This is a genomic window from Burkholderia sp. TSV86, from assembly GCF_001522865.1.
Taxonomy (GTDB): Bacteria; Pseudomonadota; Gammaproteobacteria; order Burkholderiales; family Burkholderiaceae; genus Burkholderia.
Window position 1 is genome coordinate 31,769 of the sequence record NZ_LOWB01000058.1, and the last position, 15,622, is coordinate 47,390.

Consider the following 15,622-nt stretch of genomic DNA (forward strand, 5'->3'; position numbering starts at 1 on the left):
CACTAGAATATGTATTGTGCAATACAGAAGCGGAGTTTCACCACATGATAAGCTGACGGCGCTCGGCCAACGGAGACGCCATCATGCGACTGCTAAAAACCGTCCTGTTCCATATCCTCTACACGTTCCGGGGGCTCGTGCTGGTTCTCTGCCGGTTGCTCTCGGGCCTGTTCCTCTTCGGCTTCCTTGGTACGCTCGTCTTTGGCGGTGGCCGCGTGGGCTGGTCGCCGAAGCTGACGATGCTCGCATTCGGCATCGGCTTCGGCGCGCTGTCGTGGTACTACGACCGGCTTGTGATCTACCTCGCGCCGGAAAACTCGAATCTCGTCCTCTATCGCTGAATCGAGCTCGACCAGGCGCACGCCGGCCGCTATCGGCGAAGCGGTCGAACCTCGTAATCCTTCATGACGACGCCGCGCTCGGAGCTCGCATTGACGAGCGCATCGGACACCCACACCTGTTTGTGTTCGAGCCGCCGAATGTGGCCGCGCCGTATGTGCGCCTTCGGGCTGGCGTGCTGCCCGCCTCGGCCGTCGCCGGCTTTTCCCTGCGGCGGCCTGAGAGCGAGCACGCGGTAATCGAAAAACGGCGTGCGCCCGGCCTGCTCGCGTTTGCGGTTCAGCTTGGCCGGCGCATCGAGTATCGGCGCGTCGATGTTCGCGCAGTTCACGACGCAACCTGTCTGGATCAGCGCGAGGATTTCATCGCGGGCCTCTGCAAGCGTGCGCGCATGCACGGCGCGCAACGACCCGTACTGTTGCACGTCGTGCTCGTACCGCTCTGGCAACACGACGAACGGCGCAACCTGAAACTGGCGCATCTTCTTCGGCGACAAGCCTGCCTCGCGCAATGGCTCATTGACCATACGCGTGCGCTCGTCGGCCTCTTCCGGCACATAGGCGCTAACCTCGTTCGAATGCGGCACGAACGCTCCACCCGGCGCGATCTGCCAGCCGCCCGCCTCGGTCCAGAAAACCGGAATCACGCACACACCCCCGCCCTCTTCGGCGAGAAAGTGCGCGGTGCCGGGCAAGAGCTCGGCCACGTCGGCATCGAGCTCGACACACAACGCGATACGCTTCGGCGAGCGCGCGGCGGTCTTATCGCCGCCCTCGCCGTCTGTCAGTATCCACGGTGCCTCAAGCGCGACGACTGGATGCGGCAAGCGCATGCTGTCGATGTGTACCTGCCGGAGCTCGCGCACGTCGATGAGCTCGGCGCAGTTCGGCAACAGATACTTGACACTGACTCGCAGCAGTTGGGACACGGCCTCATAGCCGGCACGCATGCCGGGCATGTCGCGTCGAATGGTCGGGATAAGCGCGGCGAACTGGTCAAGCGCGTGCGCGCTGTAGTTGAGACGCTGAATTTCTTCGGACATACCTGCACTCAGTTACGGTCGATGGGGCTGATTCTAAGGGCTCTGCGCCGGCTCTCGCCGGCTATTTACCTCTCACCAATCGAGCACCTTGCCATCGGCCGATACAGGCTTGCAGCCAAGCTCGCGCGGGCCAGCAAGGCGTGCATGGTATCGAGCGCCGCGCACCTTCTCGAACATATTCCGCTTGACGGATTCAATCGCGCCCTCGGCCGTTCGTGTGTGTGCGTAGTACGTGCGTGCGAAGGTCGGCCGCTTCGCGGGCCCGGCCGTCACGTCAACCGCCCATTTCTTAAATTCCTTGCCGGCCCAATACGCTTGCGCGTCGGCTTCGTCGGAGAAGAGAAAGCGTGTTTGATTCATAGCTGCCTCGATGTTTTTTTCGCTTGTTTCTGGCCCGCACGCCTGCTATTGAAGAGGGGCAACAGCGAAAGGATTTGAACGTGTCACTGCATCAAACTGGCGAGCTCGTCGATTCAGTTAGCGGCCTCGTCGTCACCCTCGACACTCACCCTCACGGCGCAATGTGGCTGCTTGCCCTGCTCGCGCTCGCGGTCGTGTGGAAGCTGCTCGACAGACGCCGCGGCCGTCGCGCCCGCTAATCAACGGCGACCGGGCCAATAGCGGCCCGGTCCTCGCCTCTTCACTCGGCAAGCGCCCGAAGCTGCACGAAATAGAACCTTGCTGCGCGGGCTTGCGCCATAAGGCGGGCGTGTCTCTCGCCGTTCGAGCGCGCTTGCTTCGCGAGCTCAAGCGTGCGCGTGTGCATCAAGCGGTGATAGCTGCTGAGTCGCATCGTTTGCTCTCCTGTGTAACCGTGGGAAGTGGCCGGCTCAACGTGTGCCGGCCGGGCTGCTGTATCAGTTGAAGGCTGCTCGCATCATTGGTACTTCGAGACGTTGAGGCGTCACGCACCAGGTGTGGTCGTCGTGACGGAAGAAAATCAGCGCGATCGGTCCTTGCGGACGCATTGCCTCAACTTCGACATAGCGCCGATGATCCATTGCCGTGCGCTGGAATCGCACGACGCGCACGGGGGTTTGCGGGCCTGCGTGAAGCCACTGCTGCACCATCACGCGTAGAGACTTGTCTTTGGTGTACATCGCCGTTGCTCCTTTCACGTTGTTTCCCAAGATTCGGCCGTCCCCGGTTTGTCGTTTTTGTTTTTCGGAGATGGCGCGGGCTCTTGCCTTGCCGCTGTTTCCCTGAGTTCGTCGCCCCGCAACTCGGGTTAGGCGCGACGGGCGACCGCGCAAGGGGGAACAGTGGAGGGGTGGTGCGGGATGGAGCGCAGCGACTGACACGGCCCGGAACGGCCCTTGTGCGGGCGCACGGCGTGCCTATAGTTGCGGGATAAGGCGCGAATCAGGGAAACAGCGGCAAGGCGCGCGGCGTCGGAGAAAAACGCCAAGCGGCGAGCGATGCAGTGCGCCCGATCGGGCGCACTCTGGATATGAAACCGGCGCGAGGATTCGCGCCGGCTGTGGATCTGACTCGGAATCGCTTGCGCTCCCGCGCAAGCTCGTTCGTCTGTCTTTAGAAGCGAGGGCGTTGCCCTCGAAGCGGCTCCCGCCGCGTCAACCGCGCTTGCGCATGAGCGCGAGCGCAACATAGCGCGGCCACTGCCACGCGTGATAGAGACGCAGATAAATCCGGTTGCCGAACGAGAGCCCGGCGAATCGCTCGGCAGGAATGACGCGCAACAGGCGGTTGACGATGAGGCCGGCCGCAGCGTACAGGAATGCGTAGGTCGGCAACTCAAGCAACCGGAAGCGCGTAGCGACGAAGAGCACGCCGATCAGTAGGCCGACATTGACGATGTGTATCTTGTTCGCCTCGGCCTTCGTCGGAGCATTCAGGAGATATTGCTGCTCGTTGCGCTGCTGCTCTTCCTGCAAGGCGCGCTCGATGTGCTGCAATGCGTTTTCACCCTCTCGCCGGCCCCACAGGTACGGCGAAATCTTGCGCACGACGATATATGCCATGACGCAGCACACGCCGATGAGAACAAGGTTCTTGATCGTGTCGAGGTCAATGCTCATTGCGTTCGCTCCGCGCGTGACTTCGGCGGCTGCACGGCCGGCGAGATAAGGTAACGGCTGCGGTCCTTGCCACGCAGCCAGCGCGGCGGATTACCACGCCCGGCCCACTCCGCGCCAGTTACCGGGTCGCGGTACTTCGGCGGCAATGGAGCCGTGTCGTATTTGCCCCGGCTTCCGGGGCCGCGCACAAGCTCCATGTGCTTGATGCCGTAGGTATCCATCAGTCGATGGATGGTCGCAATAGCATCGGTGCGCTCGCGCGCCCTCGCCTGCTCGATTTGTGCGTCGAGCTCGACGAGCTCGGCGCGCAATTCGCGGTAGGTTTTGCCTGCCATCTGCCCTACTCCCGTGCTGTCGATCAGTTACCCGATACCGCAAGTACCGGCACGTCAATATCGTGGAGTGCGATCACGGTGAACGGGTCGTCGTCGTGGATCGGAATGCGCGACGCGAATGCGGTGCCGTTTAACACCTTGTCGCCGACGACGATGCCGGTTTCCGTCGTCCACGAAGTCCACTCGATCTGATCGCCCTTCTTCCAACCGAAAAGCCTCGATTTGCGCGGGATAACGAGTTTGCCGGAAATCGTTGCATGAACGTCGCTCGCGACGACGCACTGAACTGGCGAGTCGTCTTTGGCTCCCATGAGATACGTCGCCTTGAAATACGACACGCATTGAAACGCCGTGCCTTTTAGCAGGCTCATTTCCTTGCCGGCCGATGCTGTCGGATTCATGGTGCGAACGAGCGCCGCGCGCTCGTCTGCTACAGCGTCGCTCGCCTCGTTCAGTACGAGCCCCCCGGCGTCGTTGATCGCGAGCCGGAACAGTTTCGTGTAGTCCCAATTGTTGATTGTGCCGTTGCCGCGCTTCATGGCGTCGGCAATCGTGTCACGCGTCGGCTGGTGAAGCCTCGGCCACGCCTCGCGCAACACGGCGTAGTCGTTCGCGTCGATTTCGCGTGTCACGTGATAGGCTGCGGCCGCTGCGCAAAGCGCAGGTACAAGCAGGATCACCATGAGATAGTCGGTAAAGAACTGCCAAGCGCGCTTCATCACTTGCCCCCCTTGTCCGTATTGAGCCCTTTGAGCACGTCTGCGTATGGGTTCGCAGTCGATATGTAGGTATGCCCTTCGATCCACGAAAAGCCGCAGCGGATCACATAACGGTCATCGCCCTTGCGATAGACCTCCATACCCTCGCCCTTGCATTCGTTCAGACGCAGCTTTTCGAGCGTGCTGTAGCTTGCCGCGCCAAGGTCGTGCGCGAGAAAGCTCGGATAGCTCCCGCCGTTGACGAGATACAGGCGCTCGACGGCCAGCAGCGCGGCCCCGACGAACAGGAGCGCGCATGCGGCCCATATGACGTTACCTGCGATGCGTACAGGCGGGCGTGTCGAGCGGCCCGCCTCGCGGCCCGCTCCGATCGCGAAGAAGTACGCGGCGATCGCAGCGAACACCCCGAACGATCCCCATGAACGCCCCACGATGCCGGCGAACGCGCCCATGCCGAGCCATCCCCCGATGGTCAACTGAAACCAGAACCGTTTCATTTCATTCATCTTGTAGCCCTTTAAAAAAGCCCGCGATCGACGCGGGCAACCTCGGATTATGCCTGCTGTAATGTGGCCCATTGACCCTTAACGGCCTCGATGTGGCCCGGCGTGACCTCTGCCGTGTCGGGCCTGTCGTGGAGCTCGACCAGGCGCACGCCGTTCGCCTGCTTCGCCGCCTGCAGGCGGTCGAGCTCCGCGCGGGCCTCCGCGCTCGATGGTTCGACACACACGGCAATTTCGGCACGCAATACGGCCTCGGTAAGCCAGTCATCGAACGCCGCACGCGTCCCGGCCTCGGCGTCGGCAAGCTCGCGGCGCTTGGCGTCCTGCTCACGCATTTCCTTCGCGCTGACGAAGAGCTGGTAGGCGAACACGATCAGCGTGACCGGGAAAAACACGATCGCGAGCGCCCCGAGTAGCAGCGTGCCGAACGCCTCTTCGCCTAACACCTTGATGAGCGCGAACAGGAGTATCGCTATACCGGCCATGACCGGCATCCACGTTGCCACTACTCCGGTGAGTATGTCGATGGGCCTGTCCATCGGCATCATCTGCGCGAAAGCGAGCGCCGGGGCGCAAAGCAAGCCGAGCCCGCCCGCGATGGTTGCAAGGGCGCGGGGCTTCATGGTCAAGCCTCCGCGCCGGCGCCGGCGGCAACCCGCTCTTTGAGCGCGGCAAGACGATCGGCGACGGGCGTGGGCGTGAGCGCCGCGAGTTCCGCGTCGATGTTGCTGCCTGCCTTGTCGCGCGCGAGCTCGTCGAGCGCTTCGGATTCGGCCTCGATCTTGTCGACGCGAGCGCGCACGCTGTCGAAGTCGATCGGGTTACCGCCCACGTCGCCGAGCACGCGTGCAGCGCGGCTCGATGCGTTCGCGACCTTTGCGCGTGCATCGAGCAATTCGGCCTCGTTGTTCGCGTCGTCGAGCTTGCCGCGCAAATCGTCGAGCTTCGCGCGCAACGATTCGACGCGCGGCGCGAGCACAGCAAGCGACGCGTCGAACACGGTCACATTTCGCTCGGCTCGGGCGGCGTACTCGAGCGCGGCCGTCGCGAGGTCGTCGCGCTGCTGCCGCACGGCCTGCTCTGCCTTGGCATTCCAGTCGAGCGCCGTCGCGTGCGCCGTGTCTCGCTTCTTCTGGATCGCCTTTTGATCCGCAATAACCGATGCGGTAGCTTCCTCGGTCTTGGCGATTTCGGCGCGGAGCTCGCGCAGCATTTCGCGCGCCGTCGCGCCCGGATCTTCGATCGTGTCGAGCGTATCGTGCGCCGTTGCTCGAATCAGCCGCACCAAGCGCTTTACAATGCTGGTAGCCATTGTTCAATCTCCTATCAGGTTGAGGATGGTCAGGCGGGCTTCGGCGATTCCAGCGCCGTTGCCTGCCGCTACTGCCTCCGCGTGCGTCGAGCGCGCGGTATGAATCAAACGAACATGCCTCGCGGGAATTCGCAGCCGTCGATGCGCTGCACCTGACCCGGAAGCCACGGCACGACGCGCCCGGCGTCGATGAATGCGAGGCGGTCGCCGTCGCGACATACGAGCGTTTCGCCAGTCGCGGCGAGCTCACGCACCTCGGCGGGCGTAACCCGATGCGCCTCGAAGCGGTGATAGTCCCGGTCGTAAATCCAAGCGGTCGCCATAGGTGCGCCCTCCTTCGAATGTGCCGGCCAGAGCGGCCGGCGCTGCGTGATTAGCCGTCGCTTTCCGATTGATGCGAAGGGGTTGCAGGCTTCGGAACGCGGGCGAAGATGGCGAGCACTCCGCGCGCGAGTTCGCGCATTTGCTCGCGACTGAGCTCGGCAGGGTTGCCCTGCGCGTCGGTCTGGTCCGCGATCTGGTGCAGCACGTCGGCCGCGTCGGCTGCGGCGTCGGCGAACATCGCCATGCGGGTGAGCTCCGCGCGCGCGTATGCCCGGTCGCCGTCCTCGTACAGCGCCAACAGCGCCATCAACAAGCCCGCCCATGTCGGGACAATCTTGATCGTCTCGATCCGCGCTATTTCGCGATCGCCGCTGCTATCATTCGAAGTGGACATATTGCTGACTCCCGTTGGTTACTGTGTCTGACGGCCCGCGATGAACAGTTCCCGCTGTTCGGGCCGTCTCCCCTACGTCGGCTCATCGCCAACCAGTGAATCAATTATACCTGTAGCCAACCCCTGTAACAAGTGTTTTTGCACGCCCGTTACAAAATTATCTGCACTACTTAGCATCGCATTCTTTCGTTATCCATGCCGCGCTGCGCAATTCCACACACGTTCGGCAAGACCCATAAAACATAAGGCTCTTCGCCCTGTCGTCGAGCAGCTGAGCGGGTCATCCGATGCCATCCTCTCGCTGCACCGCACCACCCCGGCCGACCTCCCTCTCTGCAAGCCAAACTAGGGCCGTGGAATACCTGTGACGGCTCCGAGCGCATGTGTCCGAAGCCCAACAGTCCGGTGGACTGTTGGGTGCGGCGGTAGCCCCCCCGCCGTGGTAGCGGGCGCACGCGCGTAAGCGCGGGCGAGGGGGCGTATCCCGCCGCAGACATGCGCGCCCGACGAGCTCGAACCCGCGACGGTGTTGCATTGCCTCGCGCTCCCGCGCGTGGCACGTCGTCGATGGCTTTCAGGGGTGAGGGCGATGCCCTCGAAGCGGCTCCCGCCGCTGGCTTAGGGATGACAGCCCGAATGGGTCGAGACACGCGCAGCGTGGCTCGATGCCGCCCACGGTCACGGCGCGCGCGCCGTGAGCTCGGCTGCGGCACAACAGCCCGACCGCGACCGCAGGACGCGGGAAGCCCCGCAGTTTGCGAACCATGCCGCCGACCTTGCACCCGATGCAATACCCAGAACGCATAACGTTTGCACCTACTGTGATATGCGAATTTTCTTGTCTTACCAACGATTTCAGCTTATGATTCGACAATCAAAACATACCATTTTGATTAGTCAATTTAACAGTTTTTGACGAGCGCGTTACCGGATTCCGAGGCGCGCTTCTCTTCTGTCCGATCAAGGAGCGCGGTATGAAACTCGGTAAGCCTCTCGCGGTTTTGGCGTTGATGATGGGTTCATGGACGGTGCCTCAAGCGGCACATGCGAGTACCTACGGCTGTCAGGTGCTGCTGTGCCTTGCGAATCCGGGCGGCCCGACGCAGTACTCCGAGTGCGTGCCGCCGATCACTCGTCTGTGGGACGATCTGGATCACATGCGGCCCTTCCCGACTTGCGATCAGTCGGACGGCAACCAACCGGGCAATTACGCGCAGCAGCTTTACGCCCCTTACGACCCCTGCCCCTCGCCTCTGAAACCTGCCGCTCAAGGCAGCTATGCCGTGCAGGGCTCGCGCAACACGACGAAGAAACAAAGCTGGTTCTATGGCGGTGCCGATCAATACACGCTGGTCGGCCAGCCGCAAATGTCGGAGCCGCAAAGCCAAGGGCAAGCCGCAGGGCCGCAGGCGTGCGTCGGCAATATTGTGGGCACGTACACGATCGGCAACTACAACGACGGCGATCAGCAAACGATCACGGTTTACGATCAGGTGCAGTGGCAGCAGTACAAATCGCCGCGCGCAATCGACGTGTACGTGAACGGCAAGATGTACAACCGTGTTCACTGGTAAGCGGGGTCGGCGATGAGAAACCGTACTCTGCTCGACAGCAATTCGCGTCGGGACTTGATCCTCAAGCTCGGTGCATGGGCCGTGATGCTTGCGGCGATTCTCGGCTTTGCGCTCATTGCAGCGGAACGCGCCGGGTGGTTGCCGGATGGTGCGAATCACTCGCATGCCGCTATGGCTGCGATGAGCGTTTTCGGGCTTGTCGTCGTGGCGTTGTGCGTGCAGGCCCGCACGCTCGCGTTCGCTCTTGTGTCAGCGTTCGATCGTGATGGTGGCCGCGATGCTTGATTTCATCGCCATCGCGCAGCAGTGCGCGCCGACTGTCGCGCCGCAAACGCTCGCCGCGGTCGCTCACGTCGAATCGTCGTTCAATCCGTATGCGATCGGTGTCGTAGGCGGGAAGCTCGAACGCCAGCCGCGCAACAAAGCGGAAGCCGTTGCGACGGCGCGCGAGCTCGAACGGCTTGGCTATAACTTCAGCCTCGGAGCGGTTCAGGTGAACCGCTACAACCTTGCCAAGTATGGCGAAAGCTACGACACGATTTTCGATCTGTGCCGGAATCTCCGGGCCGGTGCCGCCATTCTTCAAGACTGTTTCACGCGCGCGAAGCCGATCTATCGCAGCGATCAGCAAGCGCTTCGCGCGGCCTTTAGCTGCTATTACAGCGGCAACTACGTGACCGGGTTCCGGCAAGGTTACGTGCAAAAGGTTGTGCTCGCAGCATCCGACGATCCGAACGCAATCCCGGTTGTGCCGGCGATTGATAAGAATGCGTCGCCGGCAGCGCCGGCAAACGCGGCATCGGGCGCGGTTGTGTTGCGTGCCCGGCGTCTTGCGCCGGCCGAGCGCCCTGCCCCTGCGTGGGCGGTGCGCGAGGTTGACGGCGGAACGAGCGCCGGAAAGAGCGGGGGTCTTAAATACGAAGCCACGGAGGATGACGGTGACAAAACTCCTGCTAATTGAGTCGCCGAATAAGGTTCACACGTTGCAAGAGATTTTGGGCGACGAGTGGAAAATCATCGCCACTTACGGCCATATCCGCGATTTGCCGGATGACGAAATGGGCGTAAGTGCGCCGACGTATCGGCCGCAGTATGTGTTGAGCGAGCGCGGCGCGCGCCAAGTTGCAGCGATCAAGAAGGCGATGGCAACTGCCGATGAGATTTACCTCGGGACCGACCCGGATCGCGAGGGCGAGTCGATTTCATGGCACATCAAAGACGCGTGCGGTATCACGGAGTACAAGCGCGTTCGCTTCAATGAGCTGACGGCCGACTTCGTTCGCAAGGTCATCGCGAAGCCCGACAAGATCGACAATCAGCGCGTGTTGGCGCAGGAAACGCGTCGCGTTGAGGATCGTTTTCTTGGTTACAAGGTGAGCCCGGCACTGAGCCAGATTGGCGGCATGAAGCTGTCGGCCGGTCGCGTGCAGAGCATCGCTAATCGCATCGTCGCCGAGCGTGAGCTCGCCATCAAATTCTTCAAGCCGACCGATCACTTCGGCGTGAAGCTGGATTTCGGCGAATGGTTCGCGGAATGGGACACGAAGCCCTTCGTTACCGAAGAGTCGCCGTATGTGCTCGATCGCGAGCTCGCGACGCGCATCGCGGCGCTTGCCTCGGTGACAGTCGCGCAGTTTGACGAAGGCCGCGCGACGCGTTCGCCGCCCGCGCCATTCACTACGTCAACGATGCAGCAGGCCGCATCGGTGTCGCTCAAGATGAAAACGAGCGACGCGATGGATACGGCGCAAAAGCTCTTTGAGAAAGGGCTGATTACCTACCACCGCACCGATAGCCCGAACCTGTCGGCCGACGCCGTTGCGGCGATCTTCGCCTATTGCGACGCGGCCGGCCTGCCGCGCGCCGAGAAGCATCGCCAGTTCAAGGCACGCGAGAGCGCTCAAGAAGGTCACGAAGCCACACGGCCTACTGAGTTTGAAGTGCTGGAAGCAGGCGATACGCCACAAGAGCGCGCGCTGTATCGGCTCATCTGGCAACGCGCGGTTGCGTCGCAGATGGCCGAAGCGAAGTACGCGACGCGCACGGCTGTCTTGTCGGGTGGGGAGTTCGACGGCAAGCCGGTCACGTTCACGGCGAAGGGCCGCACGCTGCTCGAACCGGGCTGGCTTTCGTTGACGAAAGGCGACCAGGCGGAAGAGCAAGAGGCCGAAGTCGCCAATCCGATTCCGAAGCTCACGAAGGGCTCGGCGCTCGCGCCGACCGGCGAAGTTGTCGCGAAGAAAACGCGTGCGCCTGCCCGTCTTACTGACGCGTCGCTTATCAAGATCCTCGACGAGCGGGGCATCGGCCGGCCCTCGACGTTTCAGAGCATGGTCAAGACGTTGCTCGATCGCGGCTATGCCACGCAGACGAGCGATATGCGGCTGTTCGCGACCGACCTCGGCATCTACGTCTATCAGACGCTCAACGGCCGTTTCGGCTTCATGGATTTCGACTACACGCGCGACATGGAAGCGCGACTCGACGAGATTGCGCAAGGTCGCGCGAAGTACGTCGATACGGTCGCGGCGTTCGAGAGTGACATTGATACGGAAGTCACGCGGTTCCTGCGTGATGTGAAGCCGCGTTTTCCGTGTCCGACGTGTGGGCGTCCCATGCACCGGATTGAACCCGACGACAAAGAGCCGTTTTGGGGCTGCTCGGGCTATCCGGACGATTGCAAGACGACGCGGCCGGATGCCAACGGCAAGCCGGGCGCTGCGGCTGGCCCTGCCCTCTCGGCCCACAAGTGCCGTTGTGGGAAGCCTTTGATTCACCTGAAACGCGCTGCTTCGGGCGACTCGAAAGGCTACGACTTTTGGGGGTGCAGCGATCGCGGCACGTGTTCGCAGACCTATCCGAACAAGAACGGCAAGCCCGATTACGCGGCAACGATGAAGAAGCCCGGAGGGGTTCAGGTCGGCGGGAGGAAGCCGGCAAAGAAAGGGCTCGCCCTTCTCAAAAAGCACTAAATTGATAAATCAATTCGTTGCTTTTTGATTGCTGACACCCTATGATCTGAAATATCAAAACGAGTAATTTTGATGCTCAAGGCTCGTATGTGGATAGAATTGTGTCCCTCACCTTACGAGACAAACACGAGGATGGACACGATCAACGAAGTGGCGCTGAAAGAGCGCGAGTCCCTGGGGCAGCTAGTCAGTTTCAGGGTGGTTGAAGTCGATGACAAATACGAACTCCATGCCCGTTTCATGTGGCAGGAAAGCGAGGTGCAACTAATCACGCAGCGCAAGAAACCCCGTACTTGGTCGAGCCTCGATAGCCTCGTCGATTACCTCGACAAGACCTATGGGCCAATACCGACCATATTCCTTCGTCATTTTTCTGAGAGTGAAGCAAATGCAATTGCAAACGGCCGACCTGAACCGCCCGAAGCTGGCGAAATTCCTGACTGACGTTCTCGCGCGCAAGCGCGTCCAACTGGCGACGGCGCGCGGCGCTGTCGTCGCCGGCTCGCTGCTGCCGGCGCTGTGCTTTGCGCAGGTGAGCATCGCGTCTCCGGCTCAAAGCATCCTGCAAATCATTTCGGCGGGCTTCGCGATCATCGCCGGTATCGGCGTGATCTTCTGCACGATCGCAGGCGTGTTCGGGTTCGCGCAGTGGACACGGCTGCTCAATATCATCGGCTGGATCGTGGCAGGCGGTGGTGGCCTCGCTCTCGCGACGTATGCCGCATCGCTGGCCGTCTGAGCGCGAGTTCCGACATGGCCTCTTCCGACAGGGATGAACTCATCACGGTCGAGAAAGTCGCGCTCGGCATGACGAAGCCGGTCATGAAGGGCGGAATCCCGATTTCCGCTCTCGCGATCATCTTCGCTTTTAGCGCCGAGCTCGTTCTGTTCGGCTTCCTGTTCTTCAAGAACCCGTTTTTCGGTTTGGTGGGCCTGCCGCTGTACGGCATGGCCCGCATCCGTTCCCGGGTCGAAGAGCGCTTCATCGAGCTCATGGCGGCAGCGGCACGCACTCGCTGGTTTAACCGTGCGCGTCGCCGTTGGGGCGCAACGACGTTAAGCCCGCTCCGGCATCGCAAGAGCAAGGTTTGGCGTTAAAGGGGACGACGTGATGACACCGATCGTTGCTCATGCAATTCCGCGTTTTGGTGCGTACTCCGGTGGTCATGGGGCGCACGGCATTCTCGATCTCATCATTGATTCGGTGGTCCGCAGTTCGGTCTATCGGATGGTCGGCGCGACGATGCACGGGCATGACTTGGCGGCAACGTTGGGGATTGGCGTGAGCCTGATCCTCGGAGCCGTCGCACTGCGGCACTTACTCCGATAGCAGAGAGCACTATGAATCTGGCTGACCGACAATTCCTGCTTGAAAATACCGGCTTCATCGCCGGTCAAATTCCGTACAAGGTTCATGCGACGCACGAATTCGTGAGCACGCAGGCGGGCGACTATACGACGGTCGTTGCCGTCGATGGCGTTGCGTTCCAGACGGCCGACATTGGCGACGTCAACATTGCGCACGAAACGCTGAACATCATCCTGCGCAACCTCGCCAGTCCGCACCTGACGATCTGGACACATACCGTCCACGACGAGGAAAAGACCTATGTGGATGGGTCATTCCCGACGAAGTTCGCGCAGCAATTCAACGACACGTATCGCGCGGACGTAACAGGCACGCGTCTCATGGCGAGCAAGCTCTACATCACGCTCGTTTATCGTCCAATCGTCGAAGCGGCCGAGCGGGCCGTGCTGCTGCGCAAGAACACGAACAAGCGCGCGGCGGGCGAGCTCGATGAGGTTCGCGCCGAGGCTCGCGACAAGCTAACGGATGCGGTTCGCACGCTTTCGCGCATGCTTGCGCGGTACAACCCTGTGCAACTCAAGACCTATCGGCATAACGGAAGCCTCTACTCCGAAGTGCTCGAATTTTTCGGCTATCTCGTCAATGGCTACTGGCAGCGTGTGCCGGTGCTCGCGGCTGATATTTCGAGCTACCTGCCGACCGCCCGGCCGATTTGGGGTGTGGACGCCTACGAACTGCGCGGGCCGGTAGAAACGCGCTACGGCGTGTTTCTGGCCTTCCAGACCTATCCGGGCAACACCTATCCCGGCCTGCTCGATGGCCTGCTCAACGAGCCGTTTAGTTACGTGCTCACGCAGAGCTATCAATTCATGGATCGCGTTACCGCGCATGAAGCGTTGCAGCGCGAGCGGAACAAACTCGCCGGCAGCGGCAATCTCGTCGAAGAGCAAATCGAGGATATCGACGACAAGATTCGCATGCTCAACAACGGCGAAATCGTGTACGGCGCGCATCATCTGTCGCTGAACGTTTTCGGCAAGGATCAAAAGACGCTGCGCAATGCTGTCGCTGTCGCGCAAACGGCGCTCGGCAGTATCGGTTGCAACGTCGCGCGCGAGGACGAATCGCTCGTCGAATCGTTTCTCGGGCAATTGCCCGGCAATTTCCGCGAGCGTCCGCGTCTGAGCGGCCTCGATTCGCGGAATTTCGCTTCGCTGTCTGCATTCCACAACTACCCGACCGGGCAGAAGGAAAACAATCAGTGGGGCGACGCGATCGCGATGATGCGTACCACTGCCGGCTCGCCCTATTTCTTCAACTTCCACCACTCGAAGGCCGCGATCCAGAAGCTCATTCGTAACAGCGCCTCGCTGGACTACGATGCGAAGGTGTCGGCCGCCGACGAAATTGCCGTGGAAGAAGAGCGTCGCAACGCGCGCGATGTGTACGCCTCGATCGCCGAGCAGGAAGTGACAGCATTGCAGGTTGCGAAGGACGAGGAAGAATTCCTCGACAGCGACGTGCCGCCGATGACTTTCGTTGACGAAACTGAGGCGCCGTTTGCGAAGCGCACGCCGGAAATCAAGGCGGCGGTTAAGCAAATGATCGCGAACCTTGGCAACTTCATCATCATCGGGCCGGCCGGTAGCGGTAAGACCGTCATGCAAGGTGTTCTCGCCACGTTCAGCACGAAGATTCCCGGTATGCGAATCGCAGTGCTCGATAAGGACGAGGGCATGAAGCTCATGGTCGTGGCTAACGGCGGCACGTACCTGTCGATCAAGCACGAAACCGACGAGAACGGCAAGGCCCGTTACTCGGGAATGGCTCCGCTTCAAATGGAGCGCAACGAAGCAAACGTTGCGTTGCTGATTCGACTCGTTCGCAAGTTGTGCTCGTCGGCCGGGCAAGCACTCTCGATGCGCGAGTCGAATTCGATCACGTATGCCGTGCGTCAGGTCATGGAGCGCCCGGCCGAAACGCGCCGGCTGCGTGACGTGTTCGACCTCATCCCGAGCGATTCGATGGAAGGCGCGAAAGCCCGCCTCGAACAATGGGTGTATGACGGCGATCACGCATGGGTATTCGACGGCGATCGAGACGAAATTTCGCTCGGCGCGAAGATCGTCGGCTTCGACATTACCGACTTCCTCGAAATCCCCGAACTGCGCTCGCCGATCATCATGTACCTGGCGCACCGCGTTCGCCACGAAATGATTACGGGCTCGCCGTTCGTGTGGTTCTGGGATGAGTTCTGGAAGAGCCTCCAAGACGAGGAATTGAGCTACATCGCCAAGGACGAGCTCAAGACGATCCGTAAGAAAAACGGTCTGCTCGGCATGGGTACGCAGGAAGCTGAGGACATTGTGAATTCTGCGATCAGCAGCACGATTATCCAGCAGACCGCGACCATGATCCTGTGCCCGAATCCGAAGGGCGATCGCAAGGCATACGTCGATGGACTCAAGCTGACGGAAACGGAGTTCCAGATTGTCGTGAGCGGCATGCCTGTCGGCAGCAATCGCTATCTCATCAAGTGTATTAGCCGGGACTTGATCTGACAGGTAGTCGGGCCGACAAAGTACGAGTCGTCAATGGGGGATGAGTTTCTCCTTGGCGAGATCGAGCGAATCGAGGAAAGTGCGCATCGGCGTCTTGCCGTAACACCAGCGCCCCTGATGCTCTCGTTCATTGTTGTACTGGTCGAGCCACGCATCAAGGTCCGTCTGCAAGGTGGCGATCGAGTCGTAGATCTTCTTG

General features: G+C 61.2%; 22 protein-coding genes and 1 pseudogene. 11 read left to right on the forward strand and 12 right to left on the reverse strand.

Annotation, left to right across the window (positions count from 1 at the left end; genetic code table 11):
- The first annotated feature begins 83 nt into the window (after positions 1-83).
- On the forward strand, positions 84-341 hold the full coding sequence (locus WS68_RS09005) for a hypothetical protein (protein ID WP_059570468.1): 258 nt from the start codon (positions 84-86) through the stop codon (positions 339-341).
- A 29-nt stretch (positions 342-370) separates the two neighbouring features.
- Here WS68_RS09005 and WS68_RS09010 read toward each other — a convergent pair whose 3' ends face one another.
- Positions 371-1,381 carry a hypothetical protein gene (locus WS68_RS09010; protein ID WP_059570469.1) on the reverse strand — a complete coding sequence of 337 codons (1,011 nt, stop codon included), beginning with the start codon at positions 1,379-1,381 and terminating at the stop codon, positions 371-373.
- A gap of 72 nt (positions 1,382-1,453) precedes the next feature.
- Positions 1,454-1,741: a hypothetical protein gene (locus WS68_RS09015; RefSeq protein ID WP_059570470.1), complete on the reverse strand. Its 288-nt coding sequence runs from the start codon at positions 1,739-1,741 to the stop codon at positions 1,454-1,456.
- A gap of 80 nt (positions 1,742-1,821) precedes the next feature.
- Between WS68_RS09015 and WS68_RS27440 the strand changes: the two genes are divergently transcribed.
- Positions 1,822-1,980: a hypothetical protein gene (locus WS68_RS27440; RefSeq protein WP_156429420.1), complete on the forward strand. Its 159-nt coding sequence runs from the start codon at positions 1,822-1,824 to the stop codon at positions 1,978-1,980.
- A gap of 258 nt (positions 1,981-2,238) precedes the next feature.
- On the opposite strand, the gene WS68_RS25890 is transcribed toward WS68_RS27440, so the two are convergent.
- From WS68_RS25890 to WS68_RS09055, 9 genes are all read right to left on the reverse strand, one after another.
- Positions 2,239-2,481 carry a hypothetical protein gene (locus WS68_RS25890; RefSeq protein WP_082709897.1) on the reverse strand — a complete coding sequence of 81 codons (243 nt, stop codon included), beginning with the start codon at positions 2,479-2,481 and terminating at the stop codon, positions 2,239-2,241.
- A gap of 474 nt (positions 2,482-2,955) precedes the next feature.
- Complete coding sequence (locus WS68_RS09020; protein WP_059570471.1) at positions 2,956-3,420, reverse strand: hypothetical protein; 465 nt, start codon at positions 3,418-3,420, stop codon at positions 2,956-2,958.
- Entirely contained in the window at positions 3,417-3,755 is a 339-nt protein-coding gene (locus tag WS68_RS09025; protein WP_059570472.1) for an H-NS histone family protein, read from the reverse strand. The genes WS68_RS09020 and WS68_RS09025 overlap by 4 nt, the downstream gene beginning before the upstream one ends.
- A gap of 23 nt (positions 3,756-3,778) precedes the next feature.
- Complete coding sequence (locus tag WS68_RS09030) at positions 3,779-4,474, reverse strand: hypothetical protein (protein ID WP_059570473.1); 696 nt, start codon at positions 4,472-4,474, stop codon at positions 3,779-3,781.
- The gene (locus tag WS68_RS09035; RefSeq protein ID WP_059570474.1) at positions 4,474-4,980 is read right to left on the reverse strand and encodes a hypothetical protein; all 507 of its coding nucleotides are present in this window, start codon (positions 4,978-4,980) and stop codon (positions 4,474-4,476) included. The genes WS68_RS09030 and WS68_RS09035 overlap by 1 nt, the downstream gene beginning before the upstream one ends.
- Positions 4,981-5,027: 47 nt before the next feature.
- Positions 5,028-5,600, reverse strand: coding sequence for a hypothetical protein (locus tag WS68_RS09040; RefSeq protein ID WP_059570475.1), 573 nt, complete (start codon positions 5,598-5,600; stop codon positions 5,028-5,030).
- A gap of 2 nt (positions 5,601-5,602) precedes the next feature.
- Positions 5,603-6,289, reverse strand: a complete 687-nt coding sequence (locus WS68_RS09045; protein WP_082709898.1) for a PspA/IM30 family protein — start codon at positions 6,287-6,289, stop codon at positions 5,603-5,605.
- A gap of 104 nt (positions 6,290-6,393) precedes the next feature.
- The gene (locus WS68_RS09050; protein WP_059570477.1) at positions 6,394-6,612 is read right to left on the reverse strand and encodes a hypothetical protein; all 219 of its coding nucleotides are present in this window, start codon (positions 6,610-6,612) and stop codon (positions 6,394-6,396) included.
- Positions 6,613-6,662: 50 nt separating this feature from the next.
- Complete coding sequence (locus WS68_RS09055) at positions 6,663-7,007, reverse strand: hypothetical protein (RefSeq protein ID WP_059570478.1); 345 nt, start codon at positions 7,005-7,007, stop codon at positions 6,663-6,665.
- A 974-nt stretch (positions 7,008-7,981) separates the two neighbouring features.
- Here WS68_RS09055 and WS68_RS09060 point away from each other — a divergent pair.
- From WS68_RS09060 to WS68_RS09095, 9 genes are all read left to right on the forward strand, one after another.
- The gene (locus tag WS68_RS09060) at positions 7,982-8,581 is read left to right on the forward strand and encodes a hypothetical protein (protein ID WP_442857155.1); all 600 of its coding nucleotides are present in this window, start codon (positions 7,982-7,984) and stop codon (positions 8,579-8,581) included.
- A 54-nt stretch (positions 8,582-8,635) separates the two neighbouring features.
- Positions 8,636-8,866, forward strand: a complete 231-nt coding sequence (locus tag WS68_RS09065) for a hypothetical protein (protein WP_059570479.1) — start codon at positions 8,636-8,638, stop codon at positions 8,864-8,866.
- Positions 8,859-9,542: a lytic transglycosylase domain-containing protein gene (locus WS68_RS09070; protein ID WP_197419562.1), complete on the forward strand. Its 684-nt coding sequence runs from the start codon at positions 8,859-8,861 to the stop codon at positions 9,540-9,542. The genes WS68_RS09065 and WS68_RS09070 overlap by 8 nt, the downstream gene beginning before the upstream one ends.
- 22 nt (positions 9,543-9,564) lie before the next feature.
- The gene (locus tag WS68_RS09075) at positions 9,565-11,553 is read left to right on the forward strand and encodes a type IA DNA topoisomerase (RefSeq protein ID WP_059570481.1); all 1,989 of its coding nucleotides are present in this window, start codon (positions 9,565-9,567) and stop codon (positions 11,551-11,553) included.
- 132 nt (positions 11,554-11,685) lie between these two features.
- The gene (locus tag WS68_RS27445) at positions 11,686-11,997 is read left to right on the forward strand and encodes a hypothetical protein (protein ID WP_156429421.1); all 312 of its coding nucleotides are present in this window, start codon (positions 11,686-11,688) and stop codon (positions 11,995-11,997) included.
- The gene (locus tag WS68_RS09080; RefSeq protein WP_059570482.1) at positions 11,942-12,292 is read left to right on the forward strand and encodes a hypothetical protein; all 351 of its coding nucleotides are present in this window, start codon (positions 11,942-11,944) and stop codon (positions 12,290-12,292) included. Before WS68_RS27445 ends, WS68_RS09080 begins: the two co-directional genes overlap by 56 nt.
- A 14-nt stretch (positions 12,293-12,306) precedes the next feature.
- Positions 12,307-12,651, forward strand: coding sequence for a VirB3 family type IV secretion system protein (locus WS68_RS09085; protein ID WP_059570483.1), 345 nt, complete (start codon positions 12,307-12,309; stop codon positions 12,649-12,651).
- Between the two features lie 13 nt (positions 12,652-12,664).
- Positions 12,665-12,883 carry a hypothetical protein gene (locus WS68_RS09090; RefSeq protein WP_059570484.1) on the forward strand — a complete coding sequence of 73 codons (219 nt, stop codon included), beginning with the start codon at positions 12,665-12,667 and terminating at the stop codon, positions 12,881-12,883.
- Between the two features lie 11 nt (positions 12,884-12,894).
- Complete coding sequence (locus tag WS68_RS09095; RefSeq protein ID WP_059570485.1) at positions 12,895-15,423, forward strand: hypothetical protein; 2,529 nt, start codon at positions 12,895-12,897, stop codon at positions 15,421-15,423.
- A gap of 30 nt (positions 15,424-15,453) precedes the next feature.
- Here the strand turns inward: WS68_RS09095 and WS68_RS27450 are convergent.
- A pseudogene (locus WS68_RS27450) lies at positions 15,454-15,622 on the reverse strand (IS481 family transposase); the annotation flags it as partial.